Annotated in this window: 29 protein-coding genes and 1 pseudogene; 29 read left to right on the top strand and 1 reads right to left on the bottom strand. The window is 41.8% G+C overall.

The window, feature by feature from the left end; genetic code table 11:
* The first annotated feature begins 191 nt into the window (after positions 1–191).
* The 25 genes from L6442_RS17445 to L6442_RS17325 all read left to right on the top strand — a co-directional run bounded on the left by L6442_RS17445 (position 192) and on the right by L6442_RS17325 (position 22,253).
* Complete coding sequence (locus L6442_RS17445) at positions 192–758, top strand: RNA polymerase sigma factor (RefSeq protein ID WP_212980989.1); 567 nt, start codon at positions 192–194, stop codon at positions 756–758.
* Positions 742–2,307, top strand: a complete 1,566-nt coding sequence (locus L6442_RS17440) for a DUF4179 domain-containing protein (RefSeq protein WP_212980990.1) — start codon at positions 742–744, stop codon at positions 2,305–2,307. Before L6442_RS17445 ends, L6442_RS17440 begins: the two co-directional genes overlap by 17 nt.
* Before the next feature lie 381 nt (positions 2,308–2,688).
* Complete coding sequence (locus tag L6442_RS17435; RefSeq protein WP_272880265.1) at positions 2,689–3,162, top strand: DUF4937 domain-containing protein; 474 nt, start codon at positions 2,689–2,691, stop codon at positions 3,160–3,162.
* A 167-nt stretch (positions 3,163–3,329) separates the two neighbouring features.
* Positions 3,330–3,881, top strand: a complete 552-nt coding sequence (locus tag L6442_RS17430) for a GNAT family N-acetyltransferase (RefSeq protein ID WP_212980992.1) — start codon at positions 3,330–3,332, stop codon at positions 3,879–3,881.
* 109 nt (positions 3,882–3,990) lie between these two features.
* Complete coding sequence (locus tag L6442_RS17425; protein ID WP_212980993.1) at positions 3,991–4,800, top strand: inositol monophosphatase family protein; 810 nt, start codon at positions 3,991–3,993, stop codon at positions 4,798–4,800.
* A gap of 31 nt (positions 4,801–4,831) precedes the next feature.
* Positions 4,832–5,614: an SDR family oxidoreductase gene (locus L6442_RS17420; RefSeq protein WP_212980994.1), complete on the top strand. Its 783-nt coding sequence runs from the start codon at positions 4,832–4,834 to the stop codon at positions 5,612–5,614.
* A gap of 193 nt (positions 5,615–5,807) precedes the next feature.
* Positions 5,808–6,314, top strand: coding sequence for a DUF6141 family protein (locus tag L6442_RS17415; RefSeq protein ID WP_212980995.1), 507 nt, complete (start codon positions 5,808–5,810; stop codon positions 6,312–6,314).
* 89 nt (positions 6,315–6,403) lie between these two features.
* Positions 6,404–7,000, top strand: a complete 597-nt coding sequence (locus L6442_RS17410; protein ID WP_212980996.1) for a YdeI/OmpD-associated family protein — start codon at positions 6,404–6,406, stop codon at positions 6,998–7,000.
* Positions 7,001–7,147: 147 nt separating this feature from the next.
* Positions 7,148–7,687, top strand: a complete 540-nt coding sequence (locus L6442_RS17405; RefSeq protein ID WP_212980997.1) for a GNAT family N-acetyltransferase — start codon at positions 7,148–7,150, stop codon at positions 7,685–7,687.
* 265 nt (positions 7,688–7,952) lie between these two features.
* Positions 7,953–9,137 (top strand): alanyl-tRNA editing protein, encoded by a 1,185-nt coding sequence (locus tag L6442_RS17400; RefSeq protein WP_212980998.1) that lies wholly within the window; start codon positions 7,953–7,955, stop codon positions 9,135–9,137.
* Positions 9,138–9,645: 508 nt separating this feature from the next.
* Positions 9,646–10,227 carry an O-methyltransferase gene (locus L6442_RS17395; protein WP_212980999.1) on the top strand — a complete coding sequence of 194 codons (582 nt, stop codon included), beginning with the start codon at positions 9,646–9,648 and terminating at the stop codon, positions 10,225–10,227.
* Positions 10,228–10,603: 376 nt separating this feature from the next.
* Complete coding sequence (locus L6442_RS17390; RefSeq protein ID WP_237099959.1) at positions 10,604–11,140, top strand: DL-endopeptidase inhibitor IseA family protein; 537 nt, start codon at positions 10,604–10,606, stop codon at positions 11,138–11,140.
* 85 nt (positions 11,141–11,225) lie between these two features.
* Positions 11,226–11,915, top strand: a complete 690-nt coding sequence (locus tag L6442_RS17385; RefSeq protein ID WP_212981001.1) for a class I SAM-dependent methyltransferase — start codon at positions 11,226–11,228, stop codon at positions 11,913–11,915.
* Positions 11,916–12,381: 466 nt separating this feature from the next.
* Positions 12,382–13,092 (top strand): hypothetical protein, encoded by a 711-nt coding sequence (locus tag L6442_RS17380; protein WP_212981002.1) that lies wholly within the window; start codon positions 12,382–12,384, stop codon positions 13,090–13,092.
* A 103-nt stretch (positions 13,093–13,195) separates the two neighbouring features.
* Positions 13,196–13,732, top strand: a complete 537-nt coding sequence (locus tag L6442_RS17375; protein ID WP_212981003.1) for a hypothetical protein — start codon at positions 13,196–13,198, stop codon at positions 13,730–13,732.
* Positions 13,733–13,919: 187 nt separating this feature from the next.
* Positions 13,920–14,705: an alpha/beta hydrolase gene (locus L6442_RS17370; RefSeq protein ID WP_212981004.1), complete on the top strand. Its 786-nt coding sequence runs from the start codon at positions 13,920–13,922 to the stop codon at positions 14,703–14,705.
* Between the two features lie 120 nt (positions 14,706–14,825).
* On the top strand, positions 14,826–15,398 hold the full coding sequence (locus L6442_RS17365) for a phosphoglycerate mutase family protein (RefSeq protein WP_212981005.1): 573 nt from the start codon (positions 14,826–14,828) through the stop codon (positions 15,396–15,398).
* Between the two features lie 163 nt (positions 15,399–15,561).
* Complete coding sequence (locus tag L6442_RS17360) at positions 15,562–16,086, top strand: P-loop NTPase family protein (RefSeq protein WP_212981006.1); 525 nt, start codon at positions 15,562–15,564, stop codon at positions 16,084–16,086.
* Entirely contained in the window at positions 16,061–16,543 is a 483-nt protein-coding gene (locus L6442_RS17355; RefSeq protein ID WP_212981007.1) for a tetratricopeptide repeat protein, read from the top strand. Before L6442_RS17360 ends, L6442_RS17355 begins: the two co-directional genes overlap by 26 nt.
* Before the next feature lie 43 nt (positions 16,544–16,586).
* Positions 16,587–16,835, top strand: coding sequence for a hypothetical protein (locus L6442_RS17350; RefSeq protein ID WP_212981008.1), 249 nt, complete (start codon positions 16,587–16,589; stop codon positions 16,833–16,835).
* Between the two features lie 29 nt (positions 16,836–16,864).
* Positions 16,865–17,638 (top strand): GNAT family N-acetyltransferase, encoded by a 774-nt coding sequence (locus L6442_RS17345; RefSeq protein WP_212981009.1) that lies wholly within the window; start codon positions 16,865–16,867, stop codon positions 17,636–17,638.
* Between the two features lie 19 nt (positions 17,639–17,657).
* Positions 17,658–18,314, top strand: a complete 657-nt coding sequence (locus L6442_RS17340) for a lysozyme inhibitor LprI family protein (RefSeq protein ID WP_212981010.1) — start codon at positions 17,658–17,660, stop codon at positions 18,312–18,314.
* 30 nt (positions 18,315–18,344) lie between these two features.
* Positions 18,345–18,815 (top strand): GNAT family N-acetyltransferase, encoded by a 471-nt coding sequence (locus tag L6442_RS17335; RefSeq protein ID WP_212981011.1) that lies wholly within the window; start codon positions 18,345–18,347, stop codon positions 18,813–18,815.
* 46 nt (positions 18,816–18,861) lie between these two features.
* A complete protein-coding gene (locus tag L6442_RS17330; protein WP_212981012.1) occupies positions 18,862–21,261 on the top strand; it encodes an excinuclease ABC subunit UvrA in 2,400 nt (799 codons plus the stop codon).
* A 5-nt stretch (positions 21,262–21,266) separates the two neighbouring features.
* Positions 21,267–22,253, top strand: a complete 987-nt coding sequence (locus tag L6442_RS17325; RefSeq protein ID WP_212981013.1) for a serine hydrolase domain-containing protein — start codon at positions 21,267–21,269, stop codon at positions 22,251–22,253.
* A 64-nt stretch (positions 22,254–22,317) separates the two neighbouring features.
* On the opposite strand, the pseudogene L6442_RS17320 reads toward L6442_RS17325, so the two are convergent.
* Positions 22,318–22,437, bottom strand: a pseudogene (locus L6442_RS17320) (CatA-like O-acetyltransferase); the annotation flags it as partial.
* Positions 22,438–22,546: 109 nt separating this feature from the next.
* Between L6442_RS17320 and pepF the strand changes: the two are divergent.
* The 4 genes from pepF (at position 22,547) to L6442_RS17300 (ending at position 26,384) form a co-directional block, all read left to right on the top strand.
* Positions 22,547–24,346 (top strand): oligoendopeptidase F, encoded by a 1,800-nt coding sequence (pepF, locus tag L6442_RS17315; RefSeq protein ID WP_212981014.1) that lies wholly within the window; start codon positions 22,547–22,549, stop codon positions 24,344–24,346.
* A gap of 143 nt (positions 24,347–24,489) precedes the next feature.
* Entirely contained in the window at positions 24,490–25,239 is a 750-nt protein-coding gene (locus L6442_RS17310) for a sigma-70 family RNA polymerase sigma factor (RefSeq protein WP_212981015.1), read from the top strand.
* A gap of 94 nt (positions 25,240–25,333) precedes the next feature.
* Positions 25,334–26,149: a VOC family protein gene (locus L6442_RS17305; protein ID WP_212981016.1), complete on the top strand. Its 816-nt coding sequence runs from the start codon at positions 25,334–25,336 to the stop codon at positions 26,147–26,149.
* Positions 26,142–26,384: a VOC family protein gene (locus tag L6442_RS17300; RefSeq protein WP_212981017.1), complete on the top strand. Its 243-nt coding sequence runs from the start codon at positions 26,142–26,144 to the stop codon at positions 26,382–26,384. Before L6442_RS17305 ends, L6442_RS17300 begins: the two co-directional genes overlap by 8 nt.
* Positions 26,385–26,393 lie beyond the last annotated feature (9 nt).

Below are 26,393 nucleotides of genomic sequence, written 5' to 3'. Positions count from 1 at the left end.
AAAAGCAGGTTAACTGCCGATATAACAATACCGTTTGGTCTGCTTTGAGCTGGAAGTTAATGAAGCGCATCAATTAGGCTTCCGGATCGCTTCCGTATACTAAAATCCAAAAATAATTAACGCAAAGTGAGAAGTATAAGAGACTTGTGGAGTTATTAGATTGAGATGAACAACAAGTCAGGAGGAAAAGTATGGATTCACAACAAGAGGCGGATTTGATCCGGCGCATCATCGATCATGATAAGCAGTTGTTTTCCGCGCTCGTAGATCGTTATAAACATAAGGTCTATGGAGTGATCCGCGGGATGGGGGCCGATCATCAGGATGCACAGGATTTAGCGCAGGAAACATTCATACGTATGTACAGGTTTCTCCCCCGTTACCAGGAGGGAAGCAGCTTAAGCGCTTGGGTATACACTATAGCAGTTAATGTAACAAAAGATTTTTTGCGAAAACGCAGGCCTATCCCGGTTGATGTAGTGGAAGGAATGGAAGAAACGGATAAAGGAATTACACCGGAGCAGAGTGTTTTGGAAAAAGAAATGAAGCGGGATATTTATCGTCATTTAAAATGTTTGCCTGAAAACTACCGATTGGTCCTGCTTCTCAAGTATACAAATGAATTATCTTATGAGGAGATTATAAAAATAACCGGATTCAGCATGGGACAAGTCCGGAATGCGCTGCATCGCGGCAAGCGGCGTCTGAAGAAAGAGTTGGAAAACAAAGGAGAGTTGGCATATGAAATCTTTTTCTGATCAAGAAGAACAGACTTGGAGCGATGTCTTATTCGCTGAAGGCCCGGATGCCGATTTCACAAGCCAGGTCATGCAGAAACTGGAGAACGTCGAGATGGTACGCGGCACGGATGAAGCGCAGATATTTGATCATATTACAGCAGCACGAAGCAAGCGCAGAATAAGGGGATGGATTGCGGGGACAACCGCGGCAGTAATCATCTTGGCGGGAGTTTCGGCGATATGGCAGACTCAGTTCCAGGATCAGGCTATGAGTGTGTTTCAACCAAAGCCGAAGACAGCTGAAGAAAAGAATCCGCCTGGAATGGAGGATTGGGTTTGGTACAACGACTATAATATATCGAAACCGCTTGGGTTGATAGACACTCCGGGCATTAAAGTTGAGGACAAAGGTTATACATTTCAAATTGAGAATGTGCTTTTCGACCGTTCGCGGATCGTGATTTCGACGCGGCAGACGGCTCCGGACGGAAGCAGATTGCAGTCGCCCTTGCGGGAAGGTGATGACTTCCATATTACGGACTTTCAGGGGAATGAAGTGGCCCGAAGAGTAAATGCTTTGGGAAACTCCTATCCAGGGATACAAGAATATACGTATTTATTCACAGGACCTGTGCCTGACACCATCGTTGTAAGAAGTGACATAGATCAAATTGAAATTTTTACAGAGAAGAATCCGACCCGAGAACCTATGAAGGTCAATTGGCATTTTCAATTCGATCTTGATATGCGGGAAGCGAAAAAATGGTCCGTTGAAAAAAATGTGAATCAGCAATATACTTCACCGGATGGTCTGTCGATCACAGCCAAAAACGTAATCCGAACGCCAAACGGGATCAGGCTCGATTACGCTGCTTCAATGGATGACAAGCTATCCAAACTTGCTGCGGATCCGTCCGGTAAGCAAATAGGTATCTTTTATCATTTGGAAACGATGAATGCGCAAGGGGAGAAGGAGGAATTTGACTTTGGTAAAACGGGGGCGATTGAGCCGTTAATAAAAGCAGCAGAAATGAATGAGGGCACCAAAGAGAAGAATTTTACCGATTTGATTCAGCCCCTCGTTATGTCGCCGGAAAGCAAGGACATTCGTTTTGTACTCGACGGATACTCTTTACCGATTAATAAAAAGGATTCCGTTGTCATTAAACCTTCTCAGCTGATAACAGAACCGGCGGTCTTTATAGGAGAGGGTGACAAGGTGATATTCTCGGGCTATGAGCTTAAGGCATCAAATTCCCCAGGCACCAAAGAATTAACTCTGAAGTCAGATGGAATATATGCAAATCAAGTCGAAAATGAAACGTGGGTAGCTGTTGATGAAAAAGGGCAGGAATACCCCGTATCGATTCAGTCGATGAGCTATAATCCAGCGTCAGCCGGAAACATGACCATCATTCACGATTCAGAGTTTTACATTCGCGGAATGGACCATGTTCCCTCCAAGTTGACTTTAACACGTACGGTCGTTAATAAAGTATTCAAGGATGTTGATTGGTCCTTCGAATTGTGGGGCGATACGAAACTCCCTTGGGAGGCAAGAGATTAAGGGGATTCCTTGTCGGAAAACGATAAATGACTAAGCAAAATGAAATGATAGGGCTGCAAAATTAGTTTTATATAACTTTTGCAGCCCGCTTTTTATTTGGTTACGGATTCAGCATTTTCATTTGCAGTGGCTTTGAAAGTTTGAACATTTGGCATATGATTACGCTCCTTTTCCGTGTGAGTTGGCGTTTATGTAAAATTCTAAATCTCAGTAATATACATGGATTAGTATGGATTATAATTCCACGAACTATATTCTGTCAATATTAGATGGGTATTGTGAATGTCTTGTAAGTTTCTCCGGATAAAGGAAATATTGCGAGATTCCTAGAATAAGAGTTAGAAGAAATAGTTGCAGATCAAAGTTTATTTGAGGTGACACATGTATTTCAAATGGGTAGAATGCAATGTGGATAAAGCAAAAGAAGACGTTTTTTCGACCAGTCAATCTAGGTGGGAATTACTTTCTCATGTTTCTGGTTTGGTTGCACAATTTGGGGGTTGGGAACGCACAAACAGTTTTCTGAAGGCTCACATTTTTGGAATATGGAGAGATAGGGAAAGTTATAACAAATTTATGGATGATATTCATGATGAAATATTTAAACATACTCAACAATATGGGACGTATGAATCATTAGTGATTCGGTTCGGAGAATTGGAAGAAAATAAAAAACATTTTGATTTAGATTCTATAGATAGGCTGATTGTCGAAATAAGGGAAAACAAAGCTTTTTATCGGATGTACAAAATAGGAACAGTGGTTTCAGAAGGTGAAATATTTATGATGAATGATATGAATAATTGTACTTTGAACATTGAACTAGAGTCTGTATGGAATGTAAAGGGAAACTAGATTAATCAATTTGGAAGCGCAATCAGCCGGAAACATCCCTCTACCTAACCGCATCGCGGCCGCCCTTCGTTATTTGGGGATTGGCTGAGAAAATCCAAGAAAATCCCGACACATATGAAAACGTAATAAATTAGAGCTTGTAACTGTAGAAAGTTAGGTGAAACTAGGTGGAAACAAATAACATTCCAGCCTCAATTAAACTAAGACAATTAACTGAAGATGATTATAACGATGTCCTAATTTGGAGCAAGGATGACTCTTTTTGTTCAGCAAATGGATGGGAGAAAAATAGAAGCCCCAGTGAATTATATAAATGGTGGCTGAATTGCGTAAATAATATGTCTGAAGATTTTATTCGAATGGGAATAGAATTCAACGAGAAGTTAATTGGATATGCTGACCTGGCCTGTATTAAAGGTAATTCTGCTGAGTTAGGGATTGCAATTGGTGAGAGTACGTTGTGGGGAAAGGGACTTGGATTTCATTCAGCCAACTCTATGATAGACTACGCTTCAAAGAATTTAGGGATTACTGTTTTTGACGCAGAAACACACGAATCGAATATTAGATCCAGAAAAATGCTCGAGAAAATAGGATTCAAAGAGGTTAGTAGAATTGGTAGTGAAGAATACTTAGGAATAGACAACCAACTTATACAATACAGACTTAATTTAGAGAAATTGAATGTGGACATGGGGCTAACACAAGCCCCGACCTAAGACAGTGCTATCTAAGGTTGGGGCGCGTCATAGATGCGGGGACGCTATAGGAAAATCAATGATTGCTTGTAAGAGAGGCATAAATAAAATAGGGAGGGGTAATGAACGAATGAAAGATAAAGCACTTGAATGGGCAAATTTCGCAGATAAGGCAGTTCGCTTAGCCGGAAAAAAAATCACCGAACTACAAACAGAGTCTCATATAGAAGTTACATATAAAAACGCCGGAGAACTTGTAACTTCGGCAGATTTTGCCTCTGACCAGATTATTCGTGAGGCAATTACTAGCGCTTATCCGGATCATGGTATTCTTTCGGAAGAAACCACCGATGGAGTTTTGACTGAAGATCTCTTCGAAGGTCCTCTTTGGATTATTGATCCTTTGGACGGAACGGTAAACTATGCACATCGACTTCCTCATTTTGCTATTTCCGTGGCCATAGCCGTTGATGGCATAGTTTGGGCAGGGGTTGTGCATGCTCCAAATTTGGGTGTTACCTATGTAGGCATTCGAGGAGAAGGAGCTTTATGTAATGGTGTAAAGCTTCAGGTTCCTCGAATCGGCTCCTTGTCAGATTCGATAATCGGTACTGGTTTCCCGCACGATAAAGCAAAAGTACATTCGGCTCTTGCCAGAGTCAATCTCTTAACTACACACTGTAGGGACATCCGTCGTTTCGCTGCTCCAACAGTAGATATCTGTTATGTAGCATCCGGACATCTAGACGCACATACAGAAAGTCTAGCTCCATGGGATGTCGCAGCAGCAGGTCTCATCGCGCGTGAAGCTGGAGCAATGACTGGCCATGTCGGAATAGTACCTACGGGTTATCCGCCTGAATTATACGGAGAAGAAATGGTTTGTGCAAATCCTGGTATATATGAAGAGCTTCTTTCTTTACTTCGTTCAAGAATTTAATTGTGTTTATTTTTAAGGAGTGTGTATATAGATGACAGAATTGTCTAGTAACAATAAAATAGCTATAGTAACTGGAGCGTCAAGGCTCAATGGTATTGGGGCAGCGATATGTAAAGAACTTGCATGTAAAGGTGTTGATGTATTTTTTACTTATTGGAGCGCATACGATATGGAAATGCCATGGGGTATGAACACGGATGAACCCGCTATTTTACAAGAAATGATACAAAAATACGGAGTACGTTGTGAGAAGCTGGAAATTGACCTTTCAGACTCAAATTCACCTGTTAATTTGATGAATTCGGTTGAAGAAAGGCTTGGGAAGCCTTCTATTTTAATCAATAATGCGACCTATTCTATTGATGTCAGTTATGAAGATTTATCGGCTGAGATACTTACTAAACATTATCAAATTAATATCCAGGGAACGATGTTATTAAGTGCAGAATTTGCCCGTCGTTTTGACCGCTCTAGGGGAGGCAGAATAATAAATCTAACGTCGGGACAATCACTTGGGCCGATGGCGGGGAATATTGCTTATGCCTCCACCAAAGGTGCAGTTGATGCCTTTACATTAACACTATCCGCTGAAGTCGCATCTAAAGGTATTACTGTAAACGCGGTGAATCCTGGTCCAACGGATACGGGTTGGATGAATGATGAGATCAAAGCTCATATTTTGACTAAATCTCCAAAGGGAAGAGTTGGATTACCTCAAGATGCGGCGAAATTAATTTCTTTCCTTGCAAGTGAAGAAGCTGAATGGGTCACAGGACAAATCATTCACTCAGAGGGTGGATTTCAGAGAGGATAGTTTAAATTTGGTCCACGGTCCGGCAGAGTTAGAAGCGGGATTCGGAGATACAGCTCAGTTACAGGGAAGAGTATTCATCCGGACATATCAGGACAGATTTAAAGAAACTTCATCGCCTTAAGTCGTAGGACGTCATGAATACAATAACGTTAGGTGAAATCATCTGCAAGATTAATAAAAAGGAGCATATTTCGTGGTTAAGTCAGATGATGTATTTATAACTTATAAAGAAGTTAAAAGATTCAGCTACTGGATATGGCTGATCATAGCACCAATTTCTATCCTCATGTGGGTTGGCGCCTTTACTCAGATCATTATGGGAAAACCTTTTGGTTCAAAACCAGCCAATGATATTACACTACTGATATTGTGGGTTATATTCGGAATTATTTTTCCGGCAGCATTTTACTCGATCAAATATAAAATTGAATTAAATAGTGAAAGATTACTTATAGGTTTATTGCCTTTTTATAAAAAGAAAATTAGGTTGGATGAAATTGGAAGTTGTAAAGTTGTATCAATTAACCCCCTACTAGAATTTGGCGGCTGGGGCTTAAGATTTAATGGACAGAAAGTAGGCTTAATGGTTAAAGGGAACAAGGGCATCGAAATAATATTAAAGAATAAAGAAATTTATGTAATTGCAAGTGAGAGAATGGAAGAACTGTATGAACAGCTGAATTTAAAGATAACTAATTGAAGGCAGACGCAATTCATAAAACGATTTTCTGTAAACAATTATTTATGTACACTTAGTCATCACGATATCAAACAATTAGGAGAACTAACATGACAGTGAGTAATAAAATGAATCCCAAGGTTGACGCAGTTGTAGGTAGAGCCACAAAGTGGCATGAAGAAATGGAGAAATTGAGAACGATCCTGCTTGACTGTCAGCTGACCGAAGAATTGAAATGGGGTAAACCTTGTTACACGTTCCAGGATAGTAACATCGTGATCATACAAGGATTTAAAGAATATTTTGCGCTTCTGTTTTTCAAAGGTGCTTTGTTGACTGATCCCCATGGCATTCTAGTCAAAACGGGGGAGAATACGAAAGTAGGACGCCAGATTCGGTTTAACAATACCGAAGAAATCGTTCAGATGGAACCCGTATTAAGAGCCTATATTGATGAAGCCATTGAAGTGGAAAAAGCCGGTTTGAAAGTAGAAATCAAAAATACAGAACTCGATATTCCTGAAGAATTTCAAGATAAATTAGATGAAAATCCTGCCTTGAAAACAGCCTTTTACGCATTGACGCCGGGGCGGCAAAGAGCATACGCTATATATTTTTCTGCACCTAAGCAATCCAAAGCTCGGGAGTCGAGGGTTGAAAAATGTATTCGGCAAATTCTCGATGGAAAAGGATTACATGATCGGTGAATTTGGCAAGAAATAAGTGAATCAAACTTTTAGTTTCAAAGATGCATTTTACACTAAGAAAATGTAGAATTCATATAATCCCCCAAGTCCTTTTATATACTTAAAATGTTTGATGTCGCAAATCAAAAGGACTAGGTGGCGATTAAAATGATAAAAAAACGTGATTTGCATGAATGCCATTCACTGTATAACTTAATGATGGATCCTGTAGTTTTTCCTTATGTCCGCTATAAATGCCAATCTTACGAAGAATATTTATTTATGACCAAGCAGCTGATCGTTGAAGAAGAACAAGGGACATGTATCTCTAGAACAATTCTTAATGAGATGGGACATCCCATCGGTACCATTGATCTATATAATATTGATAATCAAACGGGCTTCTTGGCCACATGGATTGGGGCTCCTTATTTTGGAAAAGGTTATAACCAACGAGCGAAGGAATCTTTTTTTGCCGAACTGTTTCTTGAACATCATATCGAAACGATATATTTGAAAGTTCGAAAACAAAATATTCGATCGAAGAAAGCGGTAGAAAAACTACAGTACGTCAAATTAGGAAATGATATAAAACAGCAAGTATATAAATCGATAAATAATACGCAACACAGCTATGATTTGTATTATGTGGAGCGGTCAGGCTTTTTAGAAAGCAGCGAAGACATGCAGCATGTGATTGCTACGTAACATACGGTTGTTTTCAAAGAGATTTTTCGCGATCCAACCTAAAATAGGAGCTATCTAAGCTGGGACGTGTCGTCAACATCAGGAGCTATCATTCATATTGAGAAGAGGAATGACACTATTGGGTATTACCCATTGTTCACGAAGACCGTGCTGTTCGCATCGCTGGCAGGCGGTCTTTTTCATTCAGGTGCATTTGGCGCTGTGGAACTGTTTTGTAGTAAGCTAGATTAAAGAAAATTTAACCTGGAACAGTGAGGACATGAAGATGACGAAGAAATTATATTACGAATCCGCTTATATCCGGGAGTGGGAGACACGAATCACACGCAAACTGGAGCGGGAGGACGGAACATATCTGGTAATGGAGGAGACAGCCTTTTATCCGCACGGCGGAGGGCAGCCCTGTGATCTGGGGTGGATCGATAAAATTCCCGTTCTCGATGTCGTTCAGGAAGAAGGAGAAATTCTGCATAAAGTCGAGCGTTCTCCTGAGAAGGAAGAGGTTGGCTGCCGTTTGGATTGGGGTAGGAGGTTCGACCATATGCAGCATCATAGCGGCCAACATCTGCTGTCAGCCATGTGTCTGGAGGCATGCCGGGCGGAAACGCTCAGCTTCCACCTGGGTCAGGATTATGCCACCATTGATATCGCACGATCTGATCTGCCTCAGGACGAGCTGATGATGTTGGAGCTGGAAGTAAATGATCAGATTTACCTTAACCGAAAGGTAACGAATTACTTTGTGAGCCGGGAGCAGGCTGCCGTCCTGCCGCTGGTGAAGCAGCCGAAGGTAACCGAAGATATCCGGATCGTTGAAATCGAAGGTATCGAATACAACGCCTGCGGCGGCACACATGTCTCCGCAACGGGTGAGATCGGAATGATCAAACTGTTGAGGGCAGAGAAGCAGAAGGGACATACGCGTATTTATTTTAAATGCGGCTATCGTGCGTTAAAAGAATTTAACACTGGAATGGACATTCTCGGCAGCCTGTCGGCCAGGTTCAATACCGCAAAGGAAGAGATTATGGACCGGATTGCGAAATGGGATCAGGAGCAGAAACAGCTTCAGGCTGAATTGAACGCCGTGAAGGCCGAGAATGACGCGTACCTAGTTGAGAAGCTGTTGGCGGACCGTCAGGGCAGCCTGATCAAGCACTCATTTGCGGATAAGCCGCTGAAGGATATGCAGAACCTGGCAGTCAAGCTCACCGACAAAGCTGACGTTATCGTACTCTTCGCGTCCAATGCGGACAACAAAGTGCTCCTCGCCAGAGGAGAAGAGAGCGAACTTGCCTGCGGTGCTTTTTTTAAGCAGCATCTAGCCGATTATCGCGGCAAAGGCGGAGGCAGCGACAAGCTGGCACAGGCCGGTTTTGCCAATGGGGAGGATGCCATGGCGTTTTACCACTTTACGGCACAGTCATTAAAGCCGTATGAAATGGAGTAAGCGATCCAAAGCAGAAAACAATTAAGCTGCTTCTGCAGCACGCTTTTTATGCTGATGTCGAGCATGAGCAGGGAATTCATATATTATATGTAGGGAACCGGGGAATCAACGAACTTAGTTTCCTTAAGCATACCAGACTATACCATCGGGGCTCAGCCAACATTGGTACAAGCTGAGCCCCTACACGTGTCCTACTCTTTAAGATATTAACTTTGAAGAGTGATATCCTTTAACAACCTATTCACATTGCAAGGCTATCGACCCTTGCTTGCCGGATGTATAATCGGAGAGGCTCAGACAACAAACGACCCAGTCTAAGATAAGAGCTATCTAAGGCTGGGTTGTTTCGTGAATACCTAAACCTAATTGGGAATTCATGTAATATACTTAGTTAGGGGGATTTAATGATGCATATTGATCATGGATAACATCACATTAACGCAGAGTCTCTGCCGCTTCTCGGTCTGCTCAAGTTGAATCAAAATAAATTATGAAAGGGTTAGAGATAATGGCAGAAAAATATAGCTCAAACTCATACATTCCTAATCTGGTCATCTTATGTAAGAAATTAGCTGAAGAGAATAATTTTATTAATTCTTGTACAGATCATTTTGGAAAACTTTTATGTACATTAGTTGGTCAAATTACTCATGGCAATATATTGGAGATTGGAACAGGTTATGGAGTGGGTACAGCTTGGATAATTTCAGCCTTATCATCTGAGGTGGATTTATATTCAATTGATATAAGTAATGAGCAAATTGACAATGTAAGAGGTGTGATAGACCAATCAAACGTACACTTCATATGTGATGATTGGAAGGCTGTCCTCGATAAGGGACCTTTTAAACTTGTTTTCGTTGATGTAAAGAGTGCAAAACAAGAAGAAGCAGAATTACTATATAACCTTATCGAATCAAGAGGGCTCTTACTCATTGATGACTTAACACCAGAAGAATATTGGCCAGATGAATGGAAGGGAAGGCCAGATCCAGTAAGAGATTATTGGTTGAACCATCCCAAGATGTTTGCTAATGAAATATTATTAACTCAAAGAGAAGCATGTATTATAGCAACAAAGATAGAATAATTATCTTTCAGTCCAAGTTGACCTTATATACCCGAACTTAATATAACAGTGTATTTACGCACCAGGGCTTACACCTCTTGGTTGTCAGATGTATAATCGTGGAAGAAAGCTCAGGCAACAAATAACTCAGCCTAAGATAAGAGCATCTATATGTAGTTTCGGAAGGTTAACAGGGCCCTTGGTTCCAGGGGGGAGTAAAGTAGTAAGTTCAAAGAGACAATCTTGCACTGATCAAGACTCCAACCCTGCTGACGAACATTGTGCTGTACGGTTGGAAGCTTAAGCCAAGCAAGGATTTGTGATTGCACCAACGTTATATGAACCATCACAACAAAAATACAAAAATACGTGGGGGATTAATTTGAAGGCACTAATAATGATTCTAATAACGTTATTTCAAACATTATTGACAGGGAACAATTCTGAAGTTGTTGTAAATGAATTAACGAAGGAAGAAGCTGTTAGACTAGCTATTGAAGGTGAGAACCAATTATCTTCTATTGTAGTTTTCGGTCGATTGGATCCCACAAAAGAGATTCATGATCAATGCGGAGGGATTAATTCAAATGATCATTATTACTCTTATATTTGTGATGCAACAACAAGCACTGATATAACAAATAAACTTAAACCATATTTCACTCAGCGATATATGGACGAAATGATAGAACAATTTAATATACATAATGATCAAGAAGGTGTCCTTGTCGAGTTGTTTGATGGAGGATACAATTCAAAATCAGAAGATTCCATTCAAGATGTAACAATTCAACAGAATGGAAGTACGGCAAAGGTCAAGATCCAATTTCATTATGAACTTGATGGTGTCATTATAGACGGATCCCCGATTCTTGATTTTGAACATACAAGTCAAGGATGGCGAGTTGCATCAAATGGATTAATATTTTGGTAAAAAAGTTCTCGGGTTCGTGAGTATAAAGAATGTTATCAAAAATCACGTGCAAAACATTAACCAACAGAAAAGGAGGAGCATTATTTTGGCTACTCATGAGCAGATTTATTTAAATCAAGCAGACGCATACGAATTTATGATCAGTAAACAACCAGATTTATCTGAATTTATTGGTGAAATAAGGCCACTTCACGGCTTGGATATTCTGGATTTGGGGGCAGGATCAGGGAGATTGTCAGTTTTTCTTGCCAAGGAAGCAAAATCATTGGTTTGCACCGATATTTCTTCTTCTATGCTTGCTCTATTAAATAATAAGTTAATGGGACAAGGAATAGCCCGTAATTGGAAGACTGTAATTGCAGATCATAAACAATTGCCAATATCAGATGAAGCATTTGATCTTGTCGTTTCCGGATGGAGTATTAGTTATCTAACTAATTCGGGCAATATGAATTGGGAAGAAAATTTAGAAATTATTATTTCTGAAATGAACCGGGTTTTAAAGCCGGCTGGTACGATTGTGATTATTGAGACCCTAGGCACTGGTACCGAATCACCCAATCCGCCTGAGTTTCTAACCGACTATTATAAAGCACTTCAAGAGAAATATGGATTTAATAAGAAATGGATACGAACAGACTATAAATTCAATAGTGTGGAAGAGGCGAGGGAAAACACCGCTTTTTTCTTTGGAGATGATATTGCAGAGAAGATCTCGGTTAATCAATGGTCGACTGTTCCAGAGTGTGCAGGTATATGGTGGAAACATCTATAAAGTTAGGCAAAGGAAGGCACATGACATCTGATAACTGAAAGTGTATTATCCGGATGTTGAAACCGAAAGATCACGCTTCGGGGGAAACTATATAAGTTGAACTAAAAAAATGAAAAGGGATAGGCAAGAGGGAGAAAGATTTACGGAGAGGCTGAAAGCTTTTTGAAAAAAAGCTGCTTCGGAAGCATATGCTTCGTTCGCCTAAATGCTTTCCACAGGAAAGCTAGCATCGTAAGCATTCGCTTTGTGAGTGGATTTCTACCATTGATAGGCTCAAATCATAGGAATCTGGGAGCGGGCAGCGATCGAAAGAACATTTCAACCGGCTGCCTCCTTCGTTCATAATCATTGGTTCAACTTATATAGAAGAGGGTTCGAGGCATTGCAGTAGCGAAGAAGCGACTGATGGTGTTTCAGTAGACAACCTACCTTTTTTTGATCCTAAATGAGAAGGAAGTTTATCTTTATGAGAAATGATCTCGTAATGGAATTTAATGATGAGGGGTATTTAATCTATTCCAACAGTTTTCCTGGAGCGTTTGTAAGGGGTCGGACCCGGGATGAAGCACTTTCAAAGTTTCCGCAAGAAATTAAAAAATACTGTAAATGGGCTGGCATTCAAATTGCTAATTATAACCTGGGAGATAAAATTGTTCAGAAAAAAAAGAGCAGTCTAAGAATATGCGATGCTGATTCCGATGTTATTTTTGAAACTGAAAAAGAACCTTTATCTGAAGACGAATACATAAAATTAAAATTACTCGGAATAAAATCAGCGCAAGATTTTTTGTGTATGTATGAATCGATACCGAACAAAGACATAACTTCTTTGGATGAAAGAAAGACATTCTATGGAGCCATTCCCAGAACTGCAAAAGAGATGTATGAGCACACGAACAATGTCACAAGTTATTATGTTGGTGAAATCAAAGTAGCTTTAAATAACATTAGTAATATTGCGAACAATAGAAAGAATGCATTCAAGGCAATTGAATCGATGGACGGATATTTAGCTAATCCAGTATACAGGGGAAGTTATGGTGAGGAATGGTCTTTAAGAAAAGTGCTTCGAAGATTTATATGGCATGATCGTATACATGCGAAAGCTATGTATAGAATGGCAATAAGATTATGGGATAAAGAAACGATTGCAGACCCATTTTTCTTTGGAACGTGATACTGCCAAATCCACCGCTATCGTGACTGACGACATTAAAACATATCAAGTGTTTTGAACATGAAAACTCTAGATCAAATCCCCAAAAAAAAGGAATATAAGTATGACATATTATTTATATCACTATTTTGAAGAAGAAATGGGACCGTTCAGGAATCTTTCTAGTTTAACAATCGAAGAAGCATCTAAAATTTCAAATCAAATTAAATACGAAGGAAATACTTTTGCCAGCAAAAGATCTGATGATTATTTAATGATAAGAAGAGAATTAGAGGAGGTCGCCCGTAATAAATTCATTGAAAAAGGTGGGAAACCAACAAATTCTTTTCCTCACTACATGACTTTAGAATCCTGTGATTGGCTTAAGACTTGGTATAAAAAACCTAGTAGTCTCGCAATTGAATGGAATGAATTTTTTGATGAATCTATTAGTTTTACATATGGGGATTTGTTTCCCACAATGAGATATCCGGACAACAAGCCATATCGAAAACAGGTATATACCAAAAAAGAAATTAGAAAGATTATAGAGGAATTTGGATTTCCGCAAGATTGGAATAAGATGGGGGATCAAGGACCGGAAAGATACATTGAAGTTCAAATATGGGGTGAAGAAGTAATTAAGAGATATATTTTGTAATTTAAAAGAAGTGGAAGCTCAGAGAAGTGGAGTCAGGCGAACAACCAAACCTGCTTTCACCCTTTGACTGTTAGATGTATAATCATGGAAGATACTCAGAGCACCGAGCCAGCCTAAGATAGAAGCTATCCAAGGCTGGCTCGCGTTGTGAATGCGAGAGGCCAACTTATATTCTTTGGGAGGATAAATGAAAAATTGTAAATTTGATTTTCCAGTCTTGGAAAGAGTCTATAAGAAGACACATAGGGATTTATATTTATATGTTTTTGATCGAGATGCAGAAGCGAAGCATCGACCAGCTTTATTATTTTTTAATGGTGGGAGTTTTAAAAAAAATCCGATAACCCCGATTCAATTTCAACATCAAGCCAATTACTTTTCGGGCAAAGGAATTGTAAGCATTTGTGTTGATTATCGGAATGGATCTGATAATGATTTTACACCGATACAAGCAATATGCGATGTTAAGTCAAGTATACGTTGGGTAAAGGATCATTATCTTGAATTGGGGATAGATCCTAATCGAATTATTGTTTGCGGTGCATCGGCTGGAGGATATATTACCATATCTGCATTCATGTTCCCTGAGATTGAAGATGAGGTAAATGCAACAAATGACTATAACGTGAGTGAACTTATTATTTTTGCAGCGGGAATGGATGCAATTGATATTATGACTAGACTTTATCCTAAATTAGTACAGATGTCAGCAACGATCTCACCTAAACATAATATCAAACATTGTTTGCCACCCACGCTTTGGATGTGTGGGACAGAAGATGAGCTGTACGAACAGAATAAAGATTTTATTAAACAAATGCAGGAAGTTGGGAATGAAATTCGATTTCTGATTTATGAAAATATGGAACATGGTTTTTTTAATTATGGAAGGCATGAAAACACATATTTTGAGAAAACCAAAAATGATATTGAGGAATATTTAAAAGAGAAGAATTATATGGAAACAACATAGTAAGAATACGAAGAAGGATCTGACATCTTATAAAATCGTATGTAAGCTGTAGGCTTTGCTTTTGGTACTCAAGAAGAGACCTAAAGGCATGTTAGTTATTTTGGTTTGGAGGTGGTTTCAATGGAATTCATATTTATTCGGCATGGGCATGGAGAACATCTCCTCGACTATCCAAATCAGTTAAATACTTCGCATCCTGGACTTACAGAATACGGTAAAATGCAGGTCCATCAACTACGTGAACAAATAACATTTAGTGCTGACGACTTGATTCTTGTAAGTCCAACAAAGAGAACAATAGAAACTGCAATGATGCTTACGGATAATATCAACTTCATAATTACTCCGCTTGTTGGTCCAAGAATGTTCCCTCAGTCTGCTGGGGCTCCCTTTTTAAATTGTGATCAAATCTATTCAAAAGTTGAGATCAAGGATTTGTATGGGAACGTAATGATTCTTGATCTAAATTTGAATTGCTGGGAAAACGGAATTAATAAAATTGATCAAGATATATTTGAGGAGTATGCAAGGCAACTTATAGATTGGATCGAAGATAAATACAAAAGAATTTTTGTTATTTCTCATGATGGAACAATAACAAATTATCGAATAATACTTGGAGAAGAAGGATTGTCGAGAAACGATTTTCTTGGTGAAGGAGGAGTATATAGGATGAATTTGTGCAACAAGTAAGATTAACCGACGCTGCCTTAAACTTTTTGGACATAAAATAAGAGTTAATAAAAGCTGAGAAGATCAAGTATCTCGTACAGGACAAAACCTCTCTAATTTCTAGGAGGGAAATAGGGGGGATTATTCTTGATTATTAGAACGGATTGGATAGGTGAAGCTCGGCATGAAGAAAATCTACATCACTGGCATTGTAGCTAGTGGTAAAACGACTCTGGCGAGACAATTATCAAAAAAGATGAATATACCATGGTATGAACTGGACAGCATAGTGCATCATCAAACAGCAGAAGGAAGAAATAAACGTACACCAGAAGAGCAAGTTGCGGTTATTAGAGAAATCGACAGTAAGGGGCAATGGATATTTGAAGGAACAGATAGAGGGTCGTACCGATGTCTTTTTGATATGGCAGATACCGTCATTTTTCTAGATCCACCTTTATGGAAGCGTAGAATAAGGATTTTTACCCGGTTCATTAAACAAAATCTTGGTATTGAGAAATGTAACTATAAACCCGATATGGAAATGTTGAAAATGATGTATAGATGGACAAAAGATTTTGAAAATAAGAGAGATGCTTTTGAAGCCAGGTTGAATGTATATAATAATAAACTTATTAGATTATCAGATAATAAAATATGCAAATCGCAAAAGGATGAGACCGATGAACGAATTAGCCAAGGCCATTAAACTTAGAGAAACCGGAAAACTTGAAGAAGCCCAGACATTGCTGCTGGCTTTGACTGAACAGGATCCTCAAAATCCATCCGTTTGGTACCAATGTGCATGGGTGCATGACGCTATGGGACAAGAAAGCGAAGCGATCCCTTTTTACAAAAAATCATTGGAATTAGGGCTGCAAGGAGAAGAAAGACAAGGCGCATTATTAGGGCTGGGAAGCACTTATCGCACTTTAGGCATGTACATAGAATCCAAGGAAATATTAGAAGAGGCAATGAATGAATCTCCGGAAAAAAGAGAATATCAAGTCTTATTGGCAATGGCCCAATATAACCTTAAAGAATACAACAATGCTATGGAAATTTTATTAAGGCTGCTAGCTGAAACAAGCAATGATACAGGGATTCAGTCATATAAGAAAGCTATCGAATTTTACTCAGACAAATTAGATCAAATATGGGATTAGGTAAAAGCTCTTTTGTAATTCAAAAAATAGGGAGATGAAACTTTTGGACTGGCCGATCGCTCTTAACAATAAATTTGCTTCTTTGATTTCTTATACCAAAGAGGCCCAAGCCAAATATGGCGCTTCAGCATCATCGGTAATAGTGATTCAAGACAATAAGATTGTAACGGAATGGTACGAAGGGCAGCATCATTTTAAAAGCGGGGCAATTCAGGCTACGGCACCGGAAAACTATTTAGAGGATCAGACTCAATTCAACGAGACACTTTACGAATCCCTTAAATTCATATGATTGTTTTTAAAGTGAGGAGTGCCTGAATCATGCAAACCATTCAATTGACTGAGCTGAATCATGAAAATATTGAAGAACTTAGCGGATATTGCTTAAGGAGTAAACCTCATGCAGATGGATATAAAAATAAAAACAATTGGTTAAAAGACCAGATGGAATACGGATTAAAATATATAAAACTTTTGGAGAATGGAAAGCAAGCCGGATTCATAGAGTATACAGCCTCAGAAACTTCATCCAGAGTGATTTATGCAGACAATTACCTGATCATCCATTGTTTATGGGTAAATATTGCCGGAAAGGGTTATGGAACGGCACTTCTAAATAAATGCATTGAAGATGCAAGAAAGCAAAATAAATATGGTGTTGCGGTAGTTACTAATCAAGGTACATCCTGGCTCCCAAGCAAAGATATTTTTTTGAAAAATGGTTTTTCTACCATTCAAGAAGCTCCGCATGGATTTGAGCTGTTAGTACATAAATTGGAGGCTGCTGCTCCGTCTCCTTTTTTTCCAAATGATTGGGAGGAAAGATTGAAAGCATCCAATGAACTAACAATATTACGCACGAACCAGTGCCCATTCGTGGACATAGCGACAGAGAATGTTTTGGAAGGTGCCAAGGAACTAGGTCTTGATGTTAAAATCATGGATCTGAAAAGCAAAGAAGAATTAATGGAATTATCCCCGACTCCGTATGGAATTTTTGGGGTTATTTATAAACGGCAGCTGGTTACTTTTCATAGACTTACGGTTCACTCGGTAATCAAACGGCTTAAGGCGATTATGAAGGAAAATTTATAAGTTGATAGGGAGAAATGAAATGATGAAAACAAAAATCATGTTATCGACTCTAATCATGACAGCACTGGTTGGATGCACAAATACGGCAAACGAGGATACAACGGAAATTTCTTCACCGCAAATTCATAATAAAGTACAACAGACTAAAAAAGTTTCCTCCAATTCGAACATTACCGCATCAAAGAACAATAAGATTGAAAGTAAAGAGAATTATTCGTATGTTGATTCAAGGGAAAGCTATGGCTCGTACGACTTATCGAATGAATTTACGAAGCTCATCCAATCCAATCCTATTGACCGCGCTTATAATAAAGAAGCGGATGAGGTTTATGATTCCCCAAATTATTCAACGCACAAAGGGATTCAATTAGAGGGAAAATATGCCGACCTATGGGATAAAGAATTAAATGCAATCTACAAAAAACTGCTGGCCAAACTGAATCCAAAAGAGAAAAAGTTACTGATTGAATCCCAAAAAGGCTGGCTTCAGTATCACTTGAAAGAATCCGATTTTGTGCAAGAGACTTTTCAGGGGAATTCCCTCAACAATATCGGATCCCAGGGCCTAATTAACATGCAGTCCGCAATTAAACATAGATTGAGAGACCGGACGATTCAATTGTTTGAATACGATTATATGCTGGGGGGAAATGCAAAATTTATTTATCGTAATTAGGTCAATGATGAAATGAAGAGGTGATCTAGGATGAATATAAGGAATGTGCAATCTTCGGACTATAAACTGATAATTTCGGTCCTCAATGATTGGTGGAATGGCCGCCAAATGGCTGATATGTTACCGAAGCTGTTTTTTGATCATTTTCAAGATACCAGTTATATCGTCGAAGATAACAAAGAAGTAATAGGCTTTCTTATTGGTTTTATATCCCAATCGCGAAACAAAGAAGCTTATATTCATTTTGTTGGCGTGCACCCGCAGTATCGTGAGCATGGGGTTGGTCGAAGACTTTATGAAACTTTTTTTAACGCGGTAAAGATTAGGGGTGTTGAAAACATCCGCTGCGTAACTTCTCCAGTCAATAAGAGCTCGATAGCTTACCACAAGAAAATGGGGTTTGTGATCGAAAAGGGAGATAAAATCGTGGATGGCGTTGATATACATCTTGATTATGATGGCAAGGGAGGAGATCGGGTATTGTTTATGAAAAGATTATGACCAATGAATGCCCCTATGTGCTTGATACAACCCTTTGGAGGGAGTCATGAGCGAATACATAGAAATTAAAGGCGCCAACATCCATAATTTGAAAAATATTGACATCCGCATTCCCCGCAACAAACTCACGGTGATCACAGGAGTTTCGGGAAGCGGAAAATCCAGCCTTGCCTTTGATACGTTATATGAAGAAGGGAAGCGCAGGTATTTATTGTTTTCGGAAGCGCAGTTTATGGTCGAGGCATCCCCGGGTTTCGAAAGCATTACCGGCCTTTCTCCAACCGTGGCGGTAGAACAGCGGGTCATCCGGCAGTCGAATCCAAGAAGCACGGTTGGAACCCGGACCAAGATTAGCAATATGCTGGCCGTTTTGTTTGCATCCTGCGGTCAAAGGGAAAGCGAATACGATGATAATCTCCCTTTGACGATGGAAATGTTCCAGAAGAATTCGCCTAAGGGCATGTGCGTTAAATGTCTGGGTACGGGGCGTTACCATCTGATTGACGAGGAAGCGATCGTTCGGCCGGATATGCCGATCCGGGATCTGTTCGATGGTTTTTTGATGAAACACCGGCATCACCGGAGCAGTTTCAAGAAGTTCTGCGACCTGCATCATATCGATGTTGACCAAGCCATCGGCTCACTTTCTGAGGAACAGCTGACGGTGTTTAAGTACGGCTGCCGGAAATCCGGATTTGTCGGGGCGGTCGTTTTTTTTCATGAAATGCATAAGCACTATACAAGTAAGAACATGCGGCATAACTCGGAAGATAAAGAAATTATTTTATGGGGAATCAAGGCGGAGCATATCACCTGTCCCAAATGCGGAGGCAGCTGTCTTGGCGAACAAGCAATGCATACGCGGATAGGCGGCAAAACGATCACGGACCTTGAGCAAATGTACATTAAGGATCTTCTCTCATTTTTACTAAATCAGCTGCAAAATGTATCAGGACAGCATTTGATACGGGAGATCGTGACTAAACTTCAATGTTTGGTCGACATCGGTCTGTATCATTTGTCACTATCAAGGCAAGTACCGAGTCTTTCAGGTGGAGAAATCCAGCGCTTGTTTTTGGCTTCTTTCATTATTGCTGAACTAGATTCGATTATATTTATTTTTGACGAGCCAACTATAGGACTGCATGAAGCGGAAAAGGAATCGCTGATCCGAATCATCCGCCATCTTGTGGAACGAGGGAATACGGTGGTCGCCGTTGAGCATGACAAGCATTTTATGGAAGCGGCGGATTATATCATCGATCTTGGCCCGGAAGCAGGAAGAAACGGAGGAGAGCGTATTTTCCAGGGAACACTGCAAGAGTTTATGTCGTGTACCTTGTCCAAAACGGCCCCTTTTCTGGCGGGGAGCAAGAGATTAGCAGCGAAAAAAAGCTATAAGCCGGTCGACCGCAGCAAAATGCTGATCTTAAAGCATGCAAATCTGCATAATTTGCGAGATGTTACGGTATCGATTCCTATCGGGTTATTCGTGGGCATTGCCGGCGTTTCCGGCAGCGGTAAATCCAGCCTGATTCAGGATACGCTTGTTCCAAAGCTCAAACAGATGCTCCAAAACAAAATGGTTTTTGAAAATGATGGTAGTTTGCCATTGATTGATGATAGGGCTGAACTGTCCGGTGCTGAACATGTCCGCAAATGTATAGTTGTTGACCAGAGACCTATTGGCAGAAGCCGCACTTCCTGCCCAGCCACTTATACAGGAGTTATGGATCGGATCCGCGCCAGCCTGGCCAAAACCCCTGATTCACAAGAGCGGGGATACACTCCCGGTTTGTTTTCGGTAAATTCCGAAGGCGGGTGCCCGACTTGCAAAGGCGATGGTTATACACAGTATCATGTCGGTTTTGGCAATTTTATTGAGCAGGAGTGCGAAGCATGCGGGGGAACGGGTTATGTGGAAGAAGCGATGACCGTGAAGCTGGACGGCAAAAATATTAAAGACATGATGGCGATGAGCGTAAGCGAGGCGGTTACCTTTTTTGGACGTAAGGATTCTGTGGCATATGACAAAATGATCGTGAATGTCCTGTCGACTCTTGAAAGGGTAGGCATGGGATATATTACATTAGGCCAGCAGACTCCGACGATTTCGGGGGGAGAAGCACAGCGGATCAAATTAGCCAAGGAGCTGGCGAAGCATAGCGGTGCCGGAAACGTGTATATTTTGGACGAGCCGACGACTGGACTTTCCTTTTCGGATACCGAGCGTCTATTGGAACTCCTGAAAGAGCTTGCGGACGCAGGCAATACGATCATCGTCACGGAGCATGACCCGGCCATCCTGGCCAACTGCGATTATCTCATTGAAATGGGACCAGGCGGGGGCAGCGAAGGAGGTTCTGTGATTGCTGAGGGCAATCCGCGGGAGTTGGCTTCCCATCCGGATTCCGTGATCGGGAAATATTTAAATGAGGTATGGTGAGCGGCATGGAGTGGGAACAGTCAACGCCGGAAGTCGAAGGAATGGATGCAAGTGTGTTAGAACAGCTGGATCATTATATGAAGCAAAAGCGTTACCGCTTGGTAAACAGCGTACTGGTTGTCAAAAACGGCAAAATCGTATTGGAGAAATATTATAACAAATTCAATGCAAATAGCAGAAACCGGATTATGTCCATTTGGAAAAGCATCATCTCCATCGCAGCCGGGATATCATTAGACCAAGGATGGATCAAAAGCCTCGATGAACCGGTTGCGGCATACTTACCCGAAATGGCGAAAGGAACTCATCCTTATCATAAGCATATCACCATTCGGCATCTGCTAACGATGTCATCCGGGATCTATTGGAACGGCGGGGTGCATTATCATTGCCCGATGGTTGTGCAGATGATGAGAACCAAAGACTGGATATCGCATATTGCCGATATCGATATGGAGCATGTGCCCGGGATGAAATATCAGTATAAAGAATGGGATATCATGCTCCTCTCTGCGGTCATTGGCCGGGCTTACGGCGGAACCGCTTATGATGTGGTTAACCAATATTTATATGAACCGCTTGAAATTCTTAGTGGAGAATGGCCATCGAGTCCATGCGGGTTCTCCTACCATGCCATGATGAAAGGGGAGGAACAAACGGATCTGTCCGCAAGAGATTTGGCAAAGATTGGACAGCTGTTCCTTAATCAGGGGTTGTATATCGGAAAGAGGATCATTTCATCCGAATTTGTGAAGCAGGCGATTACCCCTTCTTTTCATGAAGCGTCTTTTGTCTCTACTCCGGGAAGCTGCAGTTACGGGATGTTGTGGTGGATTTCTCCCGAAGGATATGGAGCAAAAGGTTATGGCGGACAGGAACTCATTGTGCTGCCGGAGCACCGGATGGTTACTGTTATTCAAGCTACTCCCACCCCCTCAAGCAAGTCTTATCCTGATATCTATACTCAGGTGATTAGAAGAGCGCTGAGTTGATATTATTTATCGTTAACACAACGAATAGGCCATCCCATAAAGGATGGCCTTCATTAGTTCAAGATTATTGTCCAAGCCAATCTCCGCAAGTATCGGCAAGCTCTTGTAATTCATTCATAAATACCGCTGCATGATACCCATCGCAAACTGCATGATGTACCTGAAGGGAAACGGGTAACAAAACGACCAAAAGTTAAAATTTTGCGGATAAACATAAACGAATCTATGCTACAATGGGATTTATTGGTATAACTTTATTGCTCAATTCATAACAAGGGAGAGGTGCATAGCAGATGCCGAAAATATTGACCCGGGCGGAAGTGGATCCCGAAACAACATGGAACTTAACGGATCTTTTTGAAACACAAGAGGCATGGGAACAAGAATTGACCGCCGTTCAGGAGGACATCTCTTCTGTCACGAAGTATGAAGGAAGACTTGGGGAAGGAGCGGATATGCTGCTCGCCTGTCTGATCGCGCAGGAAGAGCTGCAACTCAGAATCAACCGTGTAGGAGCCTATGCTTATCTGCATCAATCCGGAGACAGCATTAATCCTGAGAATCAGATGAATGCTGCAAAAGCGCGTGATCTTTCCTCTATGGTGAGTTCAGCACTTTCCTTTATCAAATCCGAAATTATCGGGCTTCCAGATGGGACGATTGACCGGTACATTAAAGAACAGCCCGAACTTCAAGTCTTCGAACGCAGTCTCCATTTGCTTCTCCAGACCAAGCCGCACAGACTGTCGGCAGAGACGGAAAAAGTTCTTGCTTCCTTTGGCGAAGTTTTGGGAGCGCCTTATCGTATCTATGAACGCGGCAAGCTGGCAGATATGACCTTCCCGTCCACCCAAAACAGCCGCGGGGAAGAGGTTCCGGTTTCGTTTGCACTCTATGAGAACAAATACGTTGAATCTCCGGACACCGACTTGCGCCGTAATTCATTTAAGGTTTTTAGCGAGACATTGTACAAATACCGCAATACGTTTGCTGAAGCCTACGGCACCGAAGTGAAACGCCAAGTGATTGAATCGCGACTGCGCGGATATGATTCCGTTACGGATATGCTTTTGACGCCGCAGCAGGTGACACCGGAAATGTACAATAACATTTTGGATATTCTGCAGGAAGAGCTTGCGCCACATATGCGAAAATATGCGTCTCTGAAGAAGCGGGTGCTTCAATTGGACGAGATGACATTTGCGGATCTGAAAGCTCCGCTTGATCCCGATTTCAGTCCTGGCATTACTTTTCAGGAAGCAGGGGAACTGATCAAAGAAACCTTATCCATATTGGGTCCGGAATACGGTGAAATTGTATCGGATGTTTTTAAAAAACGCTGGGTGGATTATGCGGATAACGCCGGGAAAAGAACGGGGGCATTCTGTAGTTCCATACCGGGAGTCCATTCCTATATTTTGATCAGTTGGGCTGACAGCATGAGAGGCGCCTTTACATTGGCTCATGAAGTGGGGCATGCCGGTCATCTGATGCTCGCGGACAAATATCAGCGTTTGGCAAACTACAGACCGTCACTGTACTTCATCGAAGCGCCATCAACGATGAACGAGCTCCTGCTTGCAGATCATCTGTTGGCACGTTCCAACGATCCGCGAATGCGCCGCTGGGTGATCTCCCAACTGCTTGGCACTTATTACCACAACTTTGTTACCCATTTGCTCGAAGGGGAGCTTCAGCGCCGGGTCTATGACCTTGCCATGAAAAATGTACCGATTACGGCAGTAACATTATGCGGCTTGAAGGGAGACATCCTGTCTTCGTTCTGGGGAGAGGGTGTAGTGATTGATGAAAACGCCAAGTTAACCTGGATGCGTCAGCCGCATTACTACATGAGCTTGTACCCTTATACTTATGCAGCGGGCCTCTCCGCTTCGACGGCGGTTGCCAAGCTGATTCGAGAAGAAGGTCAGCCTGCGGTGGATCGTTGGCTCGAAGCATTGAAAGCCGGCGGCTCCATGAGCCCGCTCGATTTGATGAAGCTGGCCGGCGTGGACATGTCGAAGCCGGATGCGATCCGCAGCGCTGCAGCCTATGTCGGTTCATTGATTGATGAGTTGGAGAGCTTGTTTTAAATCTCAGAGCGGTGTTGAACACGCTCAAGCTGTCGAGAATGTCTCGACAGCTATTTTTATGGCGGCCCCTCTATGATAAAATCATATCAATTTAATAGAGTGTATCTCTTAACAAAATTCAATTTGATTCTTGGAGCGGATTAATGACGATGACAACATCTTTTTCTTCCTTTCCAAACGAACTCTCCGGCATGTTAATAGAACTGCGACCCGAATTGCTGCGATACTGCCGGTCATTGACCGGCAAGGAGTGGGAAGCCGAGGATTTGGTGCAGGAGACCTTGTACCGCGTTCTGAATCGCTATGACCATACAACCGGGTTTAGCATAAGTAAGCCCTATTTGTTTCGAACTGCCCGAAATCTTTGGATCGACCGCTGTCGTTCCGGCAATAGGCAAATATCCGTATCCTTCGAAGATTTGGATTCAGCCGCGGTTTCGGCTCCTCCCGCCGATCCGGACGCTATCATCACGCGAGAACTGCTGGAAGAGCTGATGTACCGACTGACGCCCAAACCATTTGTCATCGTGCTTTTGTGCGACATATTCGGAATGACCGCCAAAGAGGCGGGGCATTGCATCAACATGGCTGAAGGAGCCGTGCAGGTTGCTCTTTCCAGAGCCCGAAAACGACTGCGATTGCTTGCTCTACGCGAACCCGAGGGTACGGTTGACGCCGCTCGCAAAGCCCGTCCGGACGAAGGCGGGTCGAGCGCCAAGCTGTTATCCGCCGTCACTGCGGCATTCCGCCGCCATGATCCCAAGCTGATCTACGAGGCTTATTTGAGGTTGTTCGAGAATGGCTGCCGTATTGCGGAGATCCGCTCGCGGAATGGCCGGTTTTATTTTACGTTTTATGATCCGGACGGAAATCTTCTGATGGTCACCGAATAATTTTTTACAATATAGATTGAAGGTGTATGGTTTGGTTCATCTGTTTCGTTAATTAGATGTAATAGGAGACTATGCTTAAGAGGAGGTCATTTTCATGCCATCGGGGCTGAATGCATTTATGCGCATCGATAGGGTTATTCTACCGGTTCCGGATGTCAGGCTGGCGGCGGAGTGGTACGTTCATGAGTTTGAATTCCAAATTGCAAGAACGGGCAGTAAAGAAATCGACCTAAATGTGCATGAAGGCGAAACCCTGCTGACGCTGACGGAGTCTGCGGAAAATCAAACGTTTCGACCGCTGCCTCATTTGGATGCTGAAGGACATGTTCCTTGTTTCAATTTCTATACGCATTGGGAGGATCTTCACGGCGGGTGGTTTGAATCCCGGGGAATCCGGATTACCGAAATGATGCAGACACCTTACATGAACGTTTGCGAAATGACCGATCCTTTTGGAAACGTAATCGGGATTTGTCATGAAAAATCGAATTCGCTTTTTTACACTCCCAGCTCGGGACCGATCCCACCGATGTTCCACCGGGTTCTCGCTGTATTTCTTCCTGTTAGAGATCTCGAAAGCTCCATCCGTTGGTATTCCGATGTTTTGGGCTTTAAGCTGCATAACCATTGGGGGCAGGGGGCGGACCTGGTGATTGGAGCAGGCGAAACCGTCGTCACGATGATCTGTATGGATGAGAAGCCGCAGCGCCAAGCTATTCAAGCTATGAAAGGCAGAGCTTATTATTCGCTGCAAACTTCCGACATTCACGAGGCTTACCGGAAGCTATCCACAATGGGAGTAACGGACGGTCCATGCCGGCAACAGAACGGCGTGAACATGTTTCACGTAAAGTCACCGGAAGGATTGACGATTCGTATCTCGGAAAAGGAATTGATTCAAGTTGGCTAATCATGAAAGCGTTTTTTATTCTACCACCGAAATCCCGCTCGTGAACCGGGTTGCCAGTGTGTTTGTGCACATGACGGATTTGCGCCGATCAGCGGAATGGTATAGCCGTTTGTTAGGCTTGCCGGTGATGGAAGAGCGGATGAACGGAGGACCCGTCTATTGGTTTGATTTTGCAGGCACGCATTTGATACTCGATTCGAAAAAACCATGCCGAAACAAATCAGCAGTGGCATGAAATCTTCGT

Source organism: Paenibacillus azoreducens, assembly GCF_021654775.1.
GTDB lineage: Bacteria > Bacillota > Bacilli > Paenibacillales > Paenibacillaceae > Paenibacillus_AQ > Paenibacillus_AQ azoreducens.
This window is presented reverse-complemented; position numbering and strand designations above follow the sequence as displayed.